Below are 16,124 nucleotides of genomic sequence, written 5' to 3' on the forward strand. Positions count from 1 at the left end.
TCCCGAACTCAGAAGTGAAACGATGCATCGCCGATGGTAGTGTGGGGTTTCCCCATGTGAGAGTAGGTCATCGTCAAGATTAAATTCCGAAACCCCAATTGCGAAAGCAGTTGGGGTTTTGTTTTTGTCCGCAGGAAAGTCACGGCTACTGGATTTCTATGCAATAGCTCGGCGCGTGGCTATCATGCGGGCCTCATTGTGAGGCGAGACCTGCATGCTGACGTTGTTAAAGCTTCTTAAAGATGGCCGATTCCATTCGGGTCAAGCATTGGGTGCTGCCCTGGGCGTCAGTCGTAGCGCCGTGTGGAAGCAGCTTCAGCATTTAGAAGCTGAGCTGGGATTGTCCATTCATAAAGTTCGTGGGCGCGGCTATCAATTGTCCGCGCCATTAGCCCTGCTCGATCCTTCCGAGATCAGTGCCCGGGCGATTTCCTGCGACTGGCCCGTCCAGGTTTACCACTCAATCGACTCCACGAACGCCGAGGCGCTGCGCGCTATAGAGCGGGGGCAGGCTGCGCCCTTTCTTGTGCTTTCGGAGCGGCAGACGGCCGGGCGCGGGCGGCGGGGTCGTAAATGGGTCAGTCCCTTCGCAGAAAACGTCTATTACAGCCTGGTGCTGCGTATTGATGGTGGGATGCGCCAGTTGGAGGGCTTGAGTCTTGTCGTTGGGCTCGCTGTTTTGCAGACGTTGCGTGAGCTGGGTATTGCAGCCGCTGGATTGAAGTGGCCCAACGATGTCCTGGTGGGTCAGAAGAAGATCGCTGGAATATTGCTCGAGCTGGTCGGTGATCCTGCTGATGTGTGCCACGTGGTTCTGGGGGTGGGAATCAACGTGAACATGCAATCCGCTGACGAGGTGGATCAGCAATGGACATCCATGCGGCTCGAATCAGGCAAATTGTTTGATCGCAACCAATTGGTCGCCATGTTAGGGGAGATGCTGCAGCGATACCTGGCTCGTCATCAGGCGGGTGGTTTTTTGGCCATCCAGTCGGAGTGGGAGCAAAATCACCTGTGGCAGGGGCGAAGCGTGTCGTTGATTGCCGGTGTCAATCAAATTGATGGTGAGGTGCTTGGTATTGATGGCCAGGGCGCCCTGCGCCTGAAGGTGGATGGTGTGGAGAAAGTCTTCAGTGGCGGTGAATTGAGCCTGAGGTTGCGTGATGATTCTTGAGCTCGATTGTGGGAATAGTTTCATCAAGTGGCGCGTGCTTGCGGCAAATGCCGGGCAGGTGCTTGGTGAGGGGGTTGTCGATTCCAATCTCGCATTGCTTGAGGGGTTGGGGGAGCTCAAAGGGCTTAACCTCAAGTTTTGCCGGTTGGTGAGCGTCAGGACTGCGGAAGAGACAGGTGCGCTGACGTCATTGCTGAAGGATGCCTTTGATGTGCCGATAGTGTGCGCAGCGCCTGCTCGCGAAATGTCAGGCGTGCGCAACGGTTATGAAGAGTTTGAGCGGCTGGGTCTGGATCGGTGGCTTGCAATGCTTGGAGGTTTTCATCTGGCTTCAGGCGCGTGCCTGGTGCTCGACTTCGGTACGGCCGTGACTGCGGACTTTATCGCTCCTGATGGAGAGCACCTGGGTGGTTTCATCTGTCCGGGTATGCCGTTGATGCGCAACCAGTTGCGTACCCATACGCGCAAAATTCGTTACGGAGATCTGGCGGCGGAGCAGGCTCTGGAAAGTCTTGTTCCAGGGCGCGCGACTGTCGAGGCTGTCGAGCGGGGTTGTTTGCTGATGTTGCGCGGCTTCGTAATGACTCAGCTCGAGTTGGCGCGAAGCTACTGGGGTGAGGACTTTGTCGTATTCCTCACCGGGGGGGATGCGAGCCTGGTTTCTGAGGTCGTGCCTCGGGCCAGGGTAGTTCCGGACTTGGTGTTTGTCGGATTGGCCATGGCCTGTCCCTTGTCCTGAGGTTTTTATGCGTTGGTTGTTTCTACTGCTGCTTGTCCTCAATGGCTTTTACTACGTCTGGCATCAACAAGAGGCTCCGCTGCGCGCGAAGGATGTCACGCCTTTGAGTCTGTATCGCGGGTCTCAGCAGGATATACGCCTGCTGAGCGAGGCGGGTGACGCCTCCAAAGACAAGGCTAAAGCTGTCTCGCCAGACAATGGTTGCCTTTATCTGGGGGGGTATACGCGCCAAGAGTCCGCGCAGGCGGTTGAGCGGCGGTTGAGCGGGATGGAGGTCAAATACCAGTCTCTGCCCAGAGTCTCGGAAAGCGCAGGGTATTGGGTGCGTATTGCACCGGAAAGCCGGCGTTGGCTGGACGAACTGCAGCTGCAAAACCTTTCTAAAGAATTCAATGAGTTAAAACATAAAATAATGCCGTGCGAGGGGGTTGCGCCCACTGAGTAGTTTGCATAGAATGGCGCCCGCTCCACAGCGAACACCGGAAACGGTTAACGAAGTGAAGCGAGGTCAACGCAGCTAACCTCAAGATTTAATTGAGAAAATGCTTGACAGAAGGCTGGCATGATGTAGAATGCCGGCTCGCTTAGGAGGGGTTCCCGAGCGGCCAAAGGGATCAGACTGTAAATCTGACGTCTACGACTTCGAAGGTTCGAATCCTTCCCCCTCCACCATTTTAGCGAGAGCTGTAAGCGCTCGCGGGTATAGTTTAGTGGTAGAACCTCAGCCTTCCAAGCTGATGATGCGGGTTCGATTCCCGCTACCCGCTCCAAGTTTACAGGTTTTGCACAGTGTTGCGCTCTTGTAGCTCAGTTGGTAGAGCACACCCTTGGTAAGGGTGAGGTCAGCGGTTCAAATCCGCTCAAGAGCTCCATATAACAAGGCAGATATGAAAATATCTGCCTTTGTTTTAGGTGGTTGTGGTTGCGCCTCGTCGTGTTTTTGGGGTTGCCGGTGTCGCAGATGCTGGTGTTGCAGTCGGGATTGCCTGGTAAGTGTTGTAAAGTCTTTTTCGGGTCGGCATAATGGTCGGCCTGATTTTGTTTTAGGTCAGTAGCTCAATTGGCAGAGCGACGGTCTCCAAAACCGTAGGTTGGGGGTTCGATTCCCTCCTGACCTGCCAGATTCACCTGGTGTGTCTGGCTTTCTTTTCACAGGATCTTCATAGATGACTCCTAAAGCTGAAGCTCAAGGCTCTCGTTTCGACCTCCTCAAGTGGCTTGTAGTAGTCGCTCTGGTGGTTGTTGGCGTTGTTGGCAATCAGTACTTTTCTGCTTCGCCGATCCTGTACCGCGTACTCGCATTGCTTGCTATTGCTGCCGTAGCTGCCTTTGTAGGCCTGCAGACGGTCAAGGGCAAGTCTTTCTTTGTACTGGTTAAGGAAGCTCGCACCGAGATTCGTAAAGTCGTTTGGCCAACTCGCCAAGAAACCACGCAGACCACCCTGATTGTGGTGGCTGTTGTTCTGGTTATGGCGTTGCTGTTGTGGGGGCTTGATTCCCTGCTCGGCTGGCTTGTTTCCTTGATTGTCGGCTAAGGGTGTCCCGTGGCTAAGCGTTGGTATGTTGTGCATGCTTACTCCGGTTACGAGAAGCATGTAATGCGCTCGCTGATCGAGCGCGTAAAGCTGGCCGGTATGGAAGACGGCTTCGGCGAGATTCTGGTTCCCACTGAAGAAGTGGTTGAAATGCGCAATGGCCAGAAGCGCAAAAGCGAACGCAAATTCTTCCCAGGCTACGTGCTGGTACAGATGGATATGAACGAGGGTACCTGGCACTTGGTCAAGGATACTCCTCGGGTGATGGGTTTCATCGGCGGTACCGCCGACAAGCCTGCACCGATCACCGATAAGGAAGCAGAAGCGATTCTGCGCCGCGTTGCTGACGGTAGCGACAAGCCGAAGCCGAAGACGTTGTTCGAGCCGGGCGAGTCGGTACGCGTCAATGACGGTCCATTCGCGGACTTTACCGGTGTTGTTGAAGAAGTTAACTACGAAAAGAGCCGGATTCAGGTCGCGGTGCTCATTTTCGGTCGCTCTACTCCGGTGGAGCTCGAGTTCAGCCAGGTCGAAAAGGTCTAGCTGAGCAACAATCCCAACCCCGCAGCCGTAGGCTGTGGGGTTTTGTCGTCACTGGGATAAACGCGCAAGTAACCGGGGAGCCTCTCGAGGCGTTCGAACCCGTAATTGGAGTGCCTCATGGCCAAGAAGATTACCGCTTACATCAAGCTGCAAGTGAAGGCCGCTCAGGCTAACCCAAGCCCACCTGTTGGTCCTGCTCTGGGTCAGCACGGCGTGAACATCATGGAATTCTGCAAGGCTTTCAACGCCCGTACTCAGGGTCTTGAGCCAGGTCTGCCGACTCCAGTGATCATCACTGTCTACAGCGACCGTAGCTTCACTTTCGAAACCAAATCCACCCCTGCTTCGGTTCTGCTGAAGAAGGCGGCCGGTCTGACCAGCGGTTCCGCTCGTCCGAACACCGTTAAGGTTGGCACCGTAACTCGTGCTCAGCTGGAAGAAATCGCGAAAACCAAAAACGCGGATCTGACTGCAGCTGATATGGAAGCAGCCGTGCGTACCATCGCCGGTTCTGCTCGTAGCATGGGCCTTAACGTGGAGGGTGTGTAATGGCTAAGCTGACCAAGCGTCAAAAGGCTATCGCCGGCAAAATCGAAGCAGGCAAGGCCTACAACTTTGTAGACGCTGCTGCCCTGCTGGCCGAGCTGTCGACTGTCAAGTTCAGCGAGTCGTTCGACGTAGCTGTAAACCTGGGTGTTGACCCGCGTAAATCCGACCAGGTCGTTCGTAGCGCTACCGTGCTGCCACACGGCACTGGCAAGACCGTTCGCGTTGCTGTGTTCACCCAGGGTCCAGCTGCTGAAGCCGCTCTGGCTGCCGGCGCTGACCGTGTAGGCATGGACGACCTGGCTGCCGAAATGAAAGGCGGCGACCTGAACTATGACGTAGTGATCGCATCCCCGGATGCAATGCGCGTTGTAGGTCAGTTGGGTCAGATCCTCGGTCCACGTGGCCTGATGCCTAACCCTAAAGTCGGCACTGTGACTCCAGACGTAGCTACCGCGGTTAAAAACGCCAAGGCTGGTCAGGTTCGTTATCGCACCGACAAAAACGGCATCATCCACACTTCCGTTGGCAAGATCGGCTTCGACGCCGTCAAGCTGAAGGAAAACGTTGAAGCCCTGATCGCTGATCTGAAGCGTATCAAGCCAGCTTCCTCGAAAGGCATCTACGTCAAGCGCGTTACCCTGAGCACCACCATGGGCCCAGGTCTGGTTATCGACCAGAGCTCGCTCGACGCGTAAGACACAGATTGGCGCAAGCGATAGCGCCAATTGAAAAATTGGGGTCCCTGCCTGGCGGGGGCTATCCAAGACCGTAGGCGACGCAAGTCTTAAACCACAAGCCTACGCAGATGGTGCTCCCGGTTCCTTACCGAATCAGACACCAAAACGACATCCGGTTTCGACCAGATGAAACGGTAACAAGCAGGAGTTAAACCCGTGGCAATTAAACTCGAAGACAAGAAGGCCATCGTCGCTGAAGTCAACGAGGCTGCCAAAGTCGCTCTGTCCGCTGTCGTGGCTGATGCCCGTGGCGTAACAGTAGGCGCGATGACCGGACTCCGTAAAGAGGCTCGTGAAGCTGGCGTTTACGTACGTGTTGTACGTAACACCCTGCTCAAGCGCGCTGTTGCTGACACTGAATTCAGTGTCCTCAACGACGTGTTCACCGGCCCTACCCTGATTGCGTTCTCCAAGGAACATCCAGGCGCTGCTGCCCGGATCTTCAAGGAATTCGCAAAGGGTCAGGACAAGTTCGAGATCAAGGCAGCTGCGTTCGAGGGCAAGTTCCTCGCAGCTAACCAAATCGACGTACTGGCAACTCTGCCGACCCGTGACGAAGCAATTTCTCAGCTGATGAGCGTGATTCAAGGCGCTACCAGCAAATTGGCTCGTACTCTGGCGGCAATTCGCGACCAGAAAGAAGCTGCTGCAGCCTAAGGCTCGTCAACTTCTCGCGTTTTTTGTTTTTTTCGATGGTCGCGTAGGCCGTCCCCAATATCAGGAATTAGATTCATGTCTATCTCTCAGAACGATATCCTTGAAGCAGTTGGCAACATGTCCGTAATGGAAGTTGTTGAGCTGATCAAAGCTTTCGAAGAAAAATTCGGTGTTACCGCTGCTGCTGCATCGGCTGGCCCAGCTGTTGCTGCTGCCGTTGCTGAAGAGCAAACCGAATTCAACGTCATGCTGACCGAAGCTGGCGAGAAGAAAGTTAACGTGATCAAGGCTGTACGTGAACTGACCGGTCTGGGCTTGAAAGAAGCCAAGGCTGTAGTTGACGGCGCACCTGCCATGGTTCTGGAAGCTGTTGCCAAAGACGCAGCTGACAAAGCCAAAGCAGCTCTGGAAGAAGCAGGCGCTAAAGTCGAGCTGAAGTAAGCATCGACTTTGCTCCTCCAGCCCGAGCGTTAAGCGACAGGCTGATGGCTGGTGGCTCTTGCCACCGGCCTTTTTCCGTTATTGGCAGCCGACTGGGTCGGTGCCGATAACGTGCTGTAACCACCCGATGCGGTGGCGCAAACCATGGGGTTTGCACGATTTTCTGGCTGCTCCCGTCGGGAGGGGCCAAACAAGCAGGTGACCAAGCTGGGGAACGCTGATGGCTTACTCATATACTGAGAAAAAACGTATCCGCAAGGACTTTAGCAAGTTGCCGGACGTCATGGATGTGCCGTACCTCCTGGCCATCCAGCTGGATTCGTATCGTGAATTCTTGCAAGCGGGAGCGACTAAAGATCAGTTCCGCGACGTGGGCCTGCATGCGGCCTTCAAATCCGTTTTCCCGATCATCAGCTACTCCGGCAATGCTGCGCTGGAGTACGTCGGATATCGTCTGGGCGAACCGGCATTTGATGTCAAAGAATGCGTATTGCGCGGTGTAACTTACGCCGTACCTTTGCGGGTAAAAGTGCGCCTGATCATTTTCGACAAAGAATCGTCGAACAAAGCGATCAAGGACATCAAAGAGCAAGAAGTCTACATGGGTGAAATCCCCCTGATGACTGAAAACGGTACCTTCGTAATCAACGGTACCGAGCGTGTAATCGTTTCCCAGCTGCACCGTTCCCCGGGCGTGTTCTTCGACCACGACCGTGGCAAGACGCACAGCTCCGGTAAACTGCTGTACTCCGCGCGCATCATTCCTTACCGCGGTTCGTGGCTGGACTTCGAGTTCGACCCGAAAGACTGCGTATTCGTGCGTATCGACCGTCGTCGCAAGCTGCCTGCATCGGTACTGCTGCGCGCGCTCGGCTATACCACCGAAGAAGTGCTGGACGCGTTCTACACCACCAACGTATTCCACGTGAAGGGCGAGACCCTGAGCCTGGAGCTGGTGCCTCAGCGCCTGCGCGGTGAAATCGCTGTCCTCGATATTCAGGATGACAAAGGCAAGGTTATTGTCGAGCAGGGTCGTCGTATCACCGCTCGCCACATCAACCAGCTGGAAAAAGCCGGGATCAAAGAGCTGGATGTGCCTCTGGACTACGTCCTGGGCCGCACAACCGCCAAGGTCATCGTGCATCCGGCTACCGGCGAAATCCTGGCAGAGTGCAACACCGAGCTGAACACCGAGATCCTGGCAAAAATCGCCAAGGCCGGCGTTGTTCGCATCGAAACTCTGTACACCAACGATATCGACTGCGGTCCGTTCGTCTCCGACACCTTGAAGATCGACTCCACCAGCAACCAACTGGAAGCCCTGGTCGAGATCTATCGCATGATGCGTCCTGGCGAGCCGCCAACCAAAGACGCTGCCGAGACCCTGTTCAACAACCTGTTCTTCAGCCCTGAGCGCTATGACCTGTCTGCGGTCGGCCGGATGAAGTTCAACCGTCGTATCGGTCGCACCGAGATCGAAGGTTCGGGCGTGCTGTGCAAGGAAGACATCGTCGCGGTACTGAAGACCCTGGTCGACATCCGTAACGGTAAAGGCATCGTCGATGACATCGACCACCTGGGTAACCGTCGTGTTCGCTGCGTAGGCGAAATGGCTGAGAACCAGTTCCGCGTTGGCCTGGTACGTGTTGAGCGTGCGGTCAAAGAGCGTCTGTCGATGGCTGAAAGCGAAGGCCTGATGCCGCAAGACCTGATCAACGCCAAGCCAGTGGCGGCGGCGGTGAAAGAGTTCTTCGGTTCCAGCCAGTTGTCCCAGTTCATGGACCAGAACAACCCGCTGTCCGAGATCACCCACAAGCGCCGTGTTTCTGCACTCGGCCCTGGCGGTCTGACTCGTGAGCGTGCCGGCTTTGAAGTGCGTGACGTACACCCGACTCACTACGGTCGTGTATGCCCGATTGAAACGCCGGAAGGTCCGAACATCGGTCTGATCAACTCCCTGGCCGCTTATGCGCGCACCAACCAGTACGGCTTCCTCGAGAGCCCGTACCGCGTGGTGAAAGACGCTCTGGTCACCGACGAGATCGTATTCCTGTCCGCCATCGAAGAAGCTGATCACGTGATCGCTCAGGCTTCGGCCACGATGAACGACAAGAAAGTCCTGATCGACGAGCTGGTAGCTGTTCGTCACTTGAACGAATTCACCGTCAAGGCGCCGGAAGACGTCACCTTGATGGACGTATCGCCGAAGCAGGTAGTTTCGGTTGCTGCGTCGCTGATTCCGTTCCTCGAGCACGACGACGCCAACCGTGCGTTGATGGGTTCGAACATGCAGCGTCAAGCTGTACCGACCCTGCGCGCTGACAAGCCGCTGGTAGGTACCGGCATGGAGCGTAACGTAGCCCGTGACTCCGGCGTTTGCGTCGTGGCTCGTCGTGGCGGCGTGATCGACTCCGTCGACGCCAGCCGTATCGTGGTTCGTGTTGCCGATGACGAAGTTGAAACCGGTGAAGCCGGTGTCGACATCTACAACCTGACCAAGTACACCCGCTCCAACCAGAACACCTGCATCAACCAGCGTCCGCTGGTGCGTAAAGGTGATCGGGTTCAGCGTAGCGACATCATGGCCGACGGTCCGTCCACCGACATGGGTGAACTGGCTCTGGGTCAGAACATGCGCATCGCGTTCATGGCATGGAACGGCTTCAACTTCGAAGACTCCATCTGCCTGTCCGAGCGTGTTGTTCAGGAAGACCGTTTCACCACGATCCACATCCAGGAACTGACCTGTGTGGCCCGTGACACCAAGCTTGGCCCAGAGGAAATCACTGCCGACATCCCGAACGTGGGTGAAGCGGCTCTGAACAAACTGGACGAAGCCGGTATCGTTTATGTAGGTGCTGAAGTTGGCGCAGGCGACATCCTGGTCGGTAAGGTCACTCCGAAAGGCGAGACCCAACTGACTCCGGAAGAAAAACTGCTGCGTGCGATCTTCGGTGAAAAAGCCAGCGACGTTAAAGATACTTCCCTGCGTGTACCTACCGGTACCAAAGGTACTGTCATCGACGTACAGGTCTTCACCCGCGACGGCGTTGAGCGTGATGCTCGTGCCCTGTCGATCGAGAAGTCCCAGCTGGACGAGATCCGCAAGGACCTGAACGAAGAGTTCCGTATCGTTGAAGGTGCTACTTTCGAACGTCTGCGTTCCGCTCTGGTCGGCCACAAAGCCGAAGGCGGCGCCGGTCTGAAGAAAGGCCAGGACATCACCGACGAAGTTCTCGACGGTCTTGAGCACGGTCAGTGGTTCAAACTGCGCATGGCTGAAGATGCTCTGAACGAGCAGCTCGAGAAGGCTCAGGCCTACATCGTTGATCGTCGCCGTCTGCTGGACGACAAGTTCGAAGACAAGAAGCGCAAACTGCAGCAAGGCGATGACCTGGCTCCAGGCGTGCTGAAAATCGTCAAGGTCTACCTGGCAATCCGTCGTCGCATCCAGCCGGGCGACAAGATGGCCGGTCGTCACGGTAACAAGGGTGTGGTCTCTGTGATCATGCCGGTTGAAGACATGCCGCACGATGCCAATGGCACCCCGGTCGACGTCGTCCTCAACCCGTTGGGCGTACCTTCGCGTATGAACGTTGGTCAGATCCTTGAAACCCACCTGGGCCTCGCGGCCAAAGGTCTGGGCGAGAAGATCAACCGCATGATTGAAGAGCAGCGCAAGGTTGCCGAGCTGCGTAAGTTCCTGCACGAGATCTATAACGAGATCGGCGGTCGTCAGGAAAGCCTCGATGACTTCTCGGACCAGGAAATCCTGGATCTGGCTCAAAACCTGCGTGGCGGCGTTCCAATGGCCACTCCAGTGTTCGACGGCGCCAAGGAAAGCGAAATCAAGGCCATGCTGAAACTGGCGGACCTGCCGGAAAGCGGCCAGATGCAGCTGACCGACGGCCGTACCGGCAACAAGTTCGAGCGCCCGGTTACCGTTGGCTACATGTACATGCTGAAGCTGAACCACTTGGTAGACGACAAGATGCACGCGCGTTCTACCGGTTCGTACAGCCTGGTTACCCAGCAGCCGCTGGGTGGTAAGGCGCAGTTCGGTGGTCAGCGTTTCGGGGAGATGGAGGTCTGGGCACTGGAAGCATACGGTGCCGCTTACACTCTGCAAGAAATGCTCACAGTGAAGTCGGACGATGTGAACGGCCGTACCAAGATGTACAAAAACATCGTGGATGGCGATCACCGTATGGAGCCGGGCATGCCCGAGTCCTTCAACGTGTTGATCAAGGAAATTCGTTCCCTCGGCATCGATATCGATCTGGAAACCGAATAACACGTGACGCGAATCGAGAGCGGGGCAGGATTGCCCGCTCTCTGCTCCGCCAGGAGGAAAGGCCTTGAAAGACCTACTGAATTTGCTGAAAAACCAGGGTCAAGTCGAAGAGTTCGACGCCATCCGTATCGGATTGGCATCGCCTGAGATGATCCGTTCGTGGTCGTTCGGTGAAGTTAAAAAGCCGGAAACCATCAACTACCGTACGTTCAAACCTGAGCGTGACGGCCTGTTCTGCGCCAAGATCTTTGGCCCGGTAAAGGATTACGAGTGCCTGTGCGGTAAGTACAAGCGCTTGAAGCACCGCGGTGTGATCTGCGAGAAGTGCGGCGTTGAAGTCGCGCTGGCAAAAGTTCGTCGTGAGCGCATGGCGCACATCGAACTGGCTTCGCCGGTTGCCCACATCTGGTTCCTGAAATCGCTGCCGTCCCGTATCGGCTTGCTGATGGACATGACCCTGCGTGATATCGAACGCGTTCTCTACTTCGAGAGCTACGTCGTTATCGATCCAGGCATGACCACCCTTGAAAAAGGTCAGCTGCTGAACGACGAGCAGTACTTCGAAGCGCTGGAAGAGTTCGGCGATGATTTCGATGCCCGTATGGGTGCCGAAGCTGTCCGCGAACTGCTGCACGCTATCGACTTGGAACACGAGATTGGCCGTCTGCGCGAAGAAATTCCGCAAACCAACTCGGAAACCAAGATCAAGAAGCTGTCCAAGCGTCTGAAGTTGATGGAGGCCTTCCAGGGTTCCGGCAACCTGCCAGAGTGGATGGTGCTGACCGTTCTGCCGGTTCTGCCGCCAGATCTGCGTCCACTGGTCCCGCTGGATGGCGGTCGTTTCGCGACTTCCGACCTCAACGATCTGTATCGTCGAGTGATCAACCGTAACAACCGTTTGAAGCGCCTGCTGGATCTGTCCGCTCCGGACATCATCGTGCGCAACGAAAAGCGTATGTTGCAGGAAGCTGTCGACGCACTGCTCGACAACGGTCGTCGTGGCCGCGCTATCACAGGTTCCAACAAGCGTCCTCTGAAATCCCTGGCTGACATGATCAAGGGTAAGCAGGGTCGTTTCCGTCAGAACTTGCTCGGTAAGCGTGTTGACTACTCCGGCCGTTCGGTAATTACCGTAGGTCCGACCCTGCGTCTGCACCAGTGCGGTCTGCCGAAGAAGATGGCTCTCGAGCTGTTCAAGCCGTTCATTTTCGGCAAGCTGGAAATGCGTGGTCTCGCGACCACCATCAAGGCTGCCAAGAAGATGGTCGAGCGCGAGCTGCCGGAAGTTTGGGACGTTCTCGCTGAAGTGATTCGCGAACACCCGGTTCTTCTCAACCGTGCACCGACCCTTCACCGTCTGGGTATCCAGGCGTTTGAACCGGTACTGATCGAAGGTAAGGCTATCCAGCTGCACCCGCTGGTCTGCGCCGCGTACAACGCCGACTTCGACGGCGACCAAATGGCCGTGCACGTACCGCTGACGCTGGAAGCCCAGCTGGAAGCGCGTGCGTTGATGATGTCGACCAACAACATTCTGTCGCCAGCCAACGGTGAGCCAATCATCGTTCCGTCGCAGGACGTTGTATTGGGTCTGTACTACATGACGCGTGAAGCGATCAACGCCAAGGGCGAAGGTCGTGTGTTCGCGGATCTGCAGGAAGTTGACCGTGTGTTCCGTGCCGGCGAAGCCGCACTGCATGCCAAGGTCAAAGTCCGGATCAACGAAACCGTCAACGACCGTGACGGCGGCAGCGTGACCAACACCCGTATCGTCGACACCACTGTCGGCCGTGCGCTGTTGTTCCAGGTTGTGCCAAAAGGTCTGTCGTACGACGTCGTCAACCTGCCGATGAAGAAAAAGGCGATCTCCAAGCTGATCAACCAGTGCTACCGCGTGGTTGGTCTGAAAGAGACCGTTATCTTCGCTGACCAGTTGATGTATACCGGTTTTGCCTACTCGACCATCTCCGGCGTTTCCATCGGTGTGAACGACTTCGTTATCCCGGATGAAAAAGCCCGCATCATCGGTGCAGCCACCGACGAAGTGAAAGAGATCGAGAGCCAGTACGCCTCCGGCCTGGTAACCCAGGGCGAGAAGTACAACAAAGTGATCGACCTTTGGTCCAAGGCGAACGACGAAGTTTCCAAGGCGATGATGGCCAACCTCTCGAAAGAGAAAGTCATCGACCGTCATGGCGTCGAAGTCGACCAGGAATCGTTCAACTCGATGTACATGATGGCCGACTCGGGTGCGCGGGGTTCCGCAGCACAGATTCGTCAGCTCGCCGGTATGCGTGGCCTGATGGCCAAGCCGGACGGCTCCATCATTGAAACGCCGATTACTGCGAACTTCCGTGAAGGCTTGAGCGTACTTCAGTACTTCATCTCCACTCACGGTGCTCGTAAAGGTCTGGCGGATACCGCGTTGAAAACGGCGAACTCGGGTTACCTGACTCGTCGTCTGGTAGACGTGGCGCAGGATCTGGTTGTAACCGAGATCGATTGCGGCACCGAGCACGGTCTGCTGATGACTCCGCACATTGAGGGCGGTGACGTTGTAGAGCCGTTGGGTGAGCGCGTATTGGGTCGTGTTATTGCCCGTGACGTATTCAAGCCGGGTACCGAGGACGTCATCGTTCCTGCTGGCACCCTGGTAGACGAGAAGTGGGTCGAGTTCATCGAGCTGAACAGCATCGACGAAGTGATCGTGCGTTCGCCGATCAGCTGCGAAACCCGCTACGGCATTTGCGCCAAGTGCTACGGCCGTGACCTGGCTCGTGGTCACCAGGTGAACATCGGTGAAGCGGTCGGCGTTATCGCTGCCCAGTCCATCGGTGAGCCGGGTACCCAGCTGACGATGCGTACGTTCCACATCGGTGGTGCGGCAAGCCGGACCTCCGCAGCCGACAGCGTTCAGGTGAAGAATGGCGGTACCGTCCGTCTGCATAACCTGAAGCACGTTGAGCGAGTGGATGGTCACCTGGTAGCTGTGTCCCGTTCCGGTGAGCTGGCCATCGCTGATGACTTCGGTCGTGAGCGTGAGCGTTACAAGCTGCCGTACGGTGCCGTGATTTCGGTTAAAGAAGGTGACAAGGTCGACGCTGGCGCCATCGTGGCCAAGTGGGATCCGCACACTCACCCGATCGTTACCGAAATGAAAGGTACCGTGACCTACGTGGGCATGGAAGAAGGCATCACGATCAAGCGTCAGACTGACGAATTGACCGGTATGACCAACATTGAAGTACTCGACGCCAAAGATCGTCCAGCTGCCGGTAAGGACATCCGTCCAGCCGTTAAGATGGTCGACGACAACGGCAAGGATCTGTTGCTGCCAGGCACTGACGTTATCGCTCAGTACTTCCTGCCAGCCAACGCCCTGGTCGGTGTAGCGGACGGTGCGAAGATTGCGATCGGTGATGTTATCGCTCGTATTCCGCAAGAAACTTCGAAGACCCGTGACATCACCGGTGGTCTGCCGCGTGTTGCCGACCTGTTCGAAGCCCGTCGTCCGAAAGAAGCGTCGATTCTGGCTGAAGTCAGCGGCACCATCGCGTTCGGTAAAGAGACCAAGGGCAAGCGCCGTCTGGTCATTACCCCGAACGACGGTAGCGATCCGTACGAAGAGCTGATTCCGAAGTGGCGTCACCTGAACGTGTTCGAAGGCGAACAGGTAAACCGCGGCGAAGTTATCTCCGACGGTCCGAGCGATCCACACGACATCCTGCGTCTGCTGGGTGTGAGTGCGCTGGCCAAGTACATCGTTAACGAGATCCAGGACGTTTACCGTCTGCAAGGCGTGAAGATCAACGACAAGCACATCGAGACCATCCTGCGTCAGATGCTGCGTAAAGTTGAAATCGCTGAATCCGGCGATTCCAGTTTCATCAAGGGCGACCAGATGGAACTGACTCACGTACTGGTAGAGAACGAGCGCCTGGCGACTGAAGACAAGTTTGTCTCCAAGTTCACTCGTGTACTGCTGGGTATCACCAAGGCGTCGTTGTCCACCGAATCGTTCATCTCGGCGGCTTCCTTCCAGGAAACCACCCGCGTACTGACCGAAGCGGCGGTAACCGGCAAGCGCGATTACCTGCGCGGCCTGAAAGAAAACGTGGTCGTGGGTCGTCTGATCCCGGCCGGTACCGGTCTGGCTTATCACAGCGAGCGTAAGCGTCGCCGTGATGCAGACAAGCCGTTGCGCGTAAGCGCCAGTGAAGTGGAAGCTGCACTGACCGAAGCGCTGAACTCGAGCGGTAACTGAGTTCTGCGGTAAATGAGTGTGAGGCCCTGGTCACTCCGTTCATCGAATCGAGACAAATTGTCGAGATTGGATGAGCGGGGAGGGCGGGGCCTTGCCTTGACTGGGGACAAGATCCTCTTTAGACTCTTGTACCCCTAAATTTGGCGGGAACTCGTTCCTGCCATTTTGCTTTTCTTGCAAGACAATAGCGTCGCAAGACAACAGTGGAGCTAGTAGATGGCAACTATCAACCAGCTGGTACGTCAGCCGCGTAAGCGTATCGTCGAGAAATCCGACGTGCCTGCGCTGCAGAACTGCCCGCAACGCCGTGGCGTGTGCACCCGTGTGTACACCACCACGCCGAAAAAACCTAACTCGGCACTGCGTAAAGTATGCCGTGTGCGTCTGACCAACGGTTTCGAGGTTTCCTCGTACATTGGTGGTGAAGGCCACAACCTGCAAGAGCACAGCGTGGTACTGATCCGCGGCGGTCGTGTAAAAGACTTGCCAGGTGTTCGTTACCACACCGTTCGCGGTTCGTTGGATACTTCCGGTGTTAAAGGTCGTAACCAGGGTCGTTCGAAGTACGGTACCAAGCGTCCGAAGTAATCGGCCGTTTTGCAGTTATTCATTTTATTGAGTCGATAAGAGTAAGGTCGGGCACGTATCCACTGGATCTGTCCCGGGCTAACCTGAAGACCGTTTGAGGGCTTATCAATGCCAAGACGTCGCGTAGCAGCCAAGCGTGAGATTCTGGACGATCCGAAATACGGAAGCCAAATCCTCGCCAAATTCATGAACCACGTAATGGAAAGCGGCAAGAAAGCCGTTGCCGAGCGTATCGTTTATGGTGCCCTGGATACCGTGAAGGCTCGTAAGGCCGGCACCGATCCCCTGGAACTCTTCGAAAAAGCACTCGACGCCATCGCTCCGCTGGTCGAAGTGAAGTCGCGCCGCGTTGGTGGTGCTACTTACCAGGTTCCGGTCGAGGTTCGTCCTTCCCGTCGTAACGCTCTGGCAATGCGCTGGTTGGTAGACTTCGCCCGCAAGCGCGGCGAGAAGTCTATGGCTCTGCGTTTGGCTGGCGAACTGTTGGACGCCGCCGAAGGTAAAGGTGCTGCAGTTAAGAAGCGTGAAGACGTGCACCGTATGGCTGAAGCCAACAAGGCTTTCTCGCACTACCGCTTCTAATTCTAGCGTCACTCATTTTGC

The 16,124-nt window shown here is 56.1% G+C and carries 13 protein-coding genes and 4 tRNA genes; all 17 read left to right on the top strand.

Annotated features, from left to right (window positions below; translation table 11 throughout):
• The first annotated feature begins 214 nt into the window (after positions 1 to 214).
• The 17 genes from birA (at position 215) to rpsG (ending at position 16,103) form a co-directional block, all read left to right on the top strand.
• Positions 215 to 1,174: a bifunctional biotin--[acetyl-CoA-carboxylase] ligase/biotin operon repressor BirA gene (gene birA, locus KW841_RS25120; protein WP_218480194.1), complete on the top strand. Its 960-nt coding sequence runs from the start codon at positions 215 to 217 to the stop codon at positions 1,172 to 1,174.
• Positions 1,164 to 1,913 (top strand): pantothenate kinase, encoded by a 750-nt coding sequence (locus KW841_RS25125; protein WP_218480195.1) that lies wholly within the window; start codon positions 1,164 to 1,166, stop codon positions 1,911 to 1,913. The genes birA and KW841_RS25125 overlap by 11 nt, the downstream gene beginning before the upstream one ends.
• A 7-nt stretch (positions 1,914 to 1,920) precedes the next feature.
• Complete coding sequence (locus tag KW841_RS25130; protein ID WP_218480196.1) at positions 1,921 to 2,358, top strand: hypothetical protein; 438 nt, start codon at positions 1,921 to 1,923, stop codon at positions 2,356 to 2,358.
• Between the two features lie 142 nt (positions 2,359 to 2,500).
• Positions 2,501 to 2,585, top strand: a tRNA-Tyr gene (locus KW841_RS25135).
• 24 nt (positions 2,586 to 2,609) lie between these two features.
• Positions 2,610 to 2,683: transfer RNA gene (locus KW841_RS25140), tRNA-Gly, on the top strand.
• Positions 2,684 to 2,709: 26 nt separating this feature from the next.
• Positions 2,710 to 2,785, top strand: a tRNA-Thr gene (locus tag KW841_RS25145).
• A gap of 173 nt (positions 2,786 to 2,958) precedes the next feature.
• Positions 2,959 to 3,034, top strand: a tRNA-Trp gene (locus tag KW841_RS25150).
• Between the two features lie 45 nt (positions 3,035 to 3,079).
• Positions 3,080 to 3,448 carry a preprotein translocase subunit SecE gene (secE, locus tag KW841_RS25155; protein WP_007984402.1) on the top strand — a complete coding sequence of 123 codons (369 nt, stop codon included), beginning with the start codon at positions 3,080 to 3,082 and terminating at the stop codon, positions 3,446 to 3,448.
• A gap of 9 nt (positions 3,449 to 3,457) precedes the next feature.
• Complete coding sequence (gene nusG / locus KW841_RS25160; protein WP_007984405.1) at positions 3,458 to 3,991, top strand: transcription termination/antitermination protein NusG; 534 nt, start codon at positions 3,458 to 3,460, stop codon at positions 3,989 to 3,991.
• A 117-nt stretch (positions 3,992 to 4,108) separates the two neighbouring features.
• The gene (gene rplK, locus KW841_RS25165) at positions 4,109 to 4,540 is read left to right on the top strand and encodes a 50S ribosomal protein L11 (RefSeq protein WP_007933726.1); all 432 of its coding nucleotides are present in this window, start codon (positions 4,109 to 4,111) and stop codon (positions 4,538 to 4,540) included.
• Entirely contained in the window at positions 4,540 to 5,235 is a 696-nt protein-coding gene (gene rplA, locus KW841_RS25170) for a 50S ribosomal protein L1 (RefSeq protein WP_003186095.1), read from the top strand. Before rplK ends, rplA begins: the two co-directional genes overlap by 1 nt.
• Positions 5,236 to 5,433: 198 nt before the next feature.
• The gene (gene rplJ / locus KW841_RS25175) at positions 5,434 to 5,934 is read left to right on the top strand and encodes a 50S ribosomal protein L10 (protein WP_007970413.1); all 501 of its coding nucleotides are present in this window, start codon (positions 5,434 to 5,436) and stop codon (positions 5,932 to 5,934) included.
• A gap of 75 nt (positions 5,935 to 6,009) precedes the next feature.
• The gene (rplL, locus tag KW841_RS25180; RefSeq protein ID WP_007970414.1) at positions 6,010 to 6,375 is read left to right on the top strand and encodes a 50S ribosomal protein L7/L12; all 366 of its coding nucleotides are present in this window, start codon (positions 6,010 to 6,012) and stop codon (positions 6,373 to 6,375) included.
• Between the two features lie 220 nt (positions 6,376 to 6,595).
• Complete coding sequence (gene rpoB, locus KW841_RS25185) at positions 6,596 to 10,669, top strand: DNA-directed RNA polymerase subunit beta (protein WP_007970415.1); 4,074 nt, start codon at positions 6,596 to 6,598, stop codon at positions 10,667 to 10,669.
• A 64-nt stretch (positions 10,670 to 10,733) separates the two neighbouring features.
• Entirely contained in the window at positions 10,734 to 14,933 is a 4,200-nt protein-coding gene (gene rpoC / locus KW841_RS25190; RefSeq protein ID WP_007970416.1) for a DNA-directed RNA polymerase subunit beta', read from the top strand.
• Positions 14,934 to 15,149: 216 nt separating this feature from the next.
• Entirely contained in the window at positions 15,150 to 15,521 is a 372-nt protein-coding gene (rpsL, locus tag KW841_RS25195; RefSeq protein ID WP_003186084.1) for a 30S ribosomal protein S12, read from the top strand.
• Between the two features lie 108 nt (positions 15,522 to 15,629).
• Entirely contained in the window at positions 15,630 to 16,103 is a 474-nt protein-coding gene (gene rpsG, locus KW841_RS25200; RefSeq protein ID WP_007970418.1) for a 30S ribosomal protein S7, read from the top strand.
• The last annotated feature ends 21 nt before the right edge of the window (positions 16,104 to 16,124 follow it).

Source organism: Pseudomonas sp. PDM28, from assembly GCF_019219115.1.
GTDB lineage: Bacteria > Pseudomonadota > Gammaproteobacteria > Pseudomonadales > Pseudomonadaceae > Aquipseudomonas > Aquipseudomonas laurylsulfatiphila.

Bases quoted from the DNA above. Each gene is read 5' to 3' on its own strand.
- KW841_RS25125 (WP_218480195.1), top strand. From the start codon at position 1,164: ATGATTCTTGAGCTCGATTGTGGGAATAGTTTCATCAAGTGGCGCGTG.
- rpoB (WP_007970415.1), top strand. From the start codon at position 6,596: ATGGCTTACTCATATACTGAGAAAAAACGTATCCGCAAGGACTTTAGC.
- rplL (WP_007970414.1), top strand. From the start codon at position 6,010: ATGTCTATCTCTCAGAACGATATCCTTGAAGCAGTTGGCAACATGTCC.
- rpsG (WP_007970418.1), top strand. From the start codon at position 15,630: ATGCCAAGACGTCGCGTAGCAGCCAAGCGTGAGATTCTGGACGATCCG.
- KW841_RS25130 (WP_218480196.1), top strand. From the start codon at position 1,921: ATGCGTTGGTTGTTTCTACTGCTGCTTGTCCTCAATGGCTTTTACTAC.
- rpsL (WP_003186084.1), top strand. From the start codon at position 15,150: ATGGCAACTATCAACCAGCTGGTACGTCAGCCGCGTAAGCGTATCGTC.
- rplK (WP_007933726.1), top strand. From the start codon at position 4,109: ATGGCCAAGAAGATTACCGCTTACATCAAGCTGCAAGTGAAGGCCGCT.
- birA (WP_218480194.1), top strand. From the start codon at position 215: ATGCTGACGTTGTTAAAGCTTCTTAAAGATGGCCGATTCCATTCGGGT.
- secE (WP_007984402.1), top strand. From the start codon at position 3,080: ATGACTCCTAAAGCTGAAGCTCAAGGCTCTCGTTTCGACCTCCTCAAG.
- rplA (WP_003186095.1), top strand. From the start codon at position 4,540: ATGGCTAAGCTGACCAAGCGTCAAAAGGCTATCGCCGGCAAAATCGAA.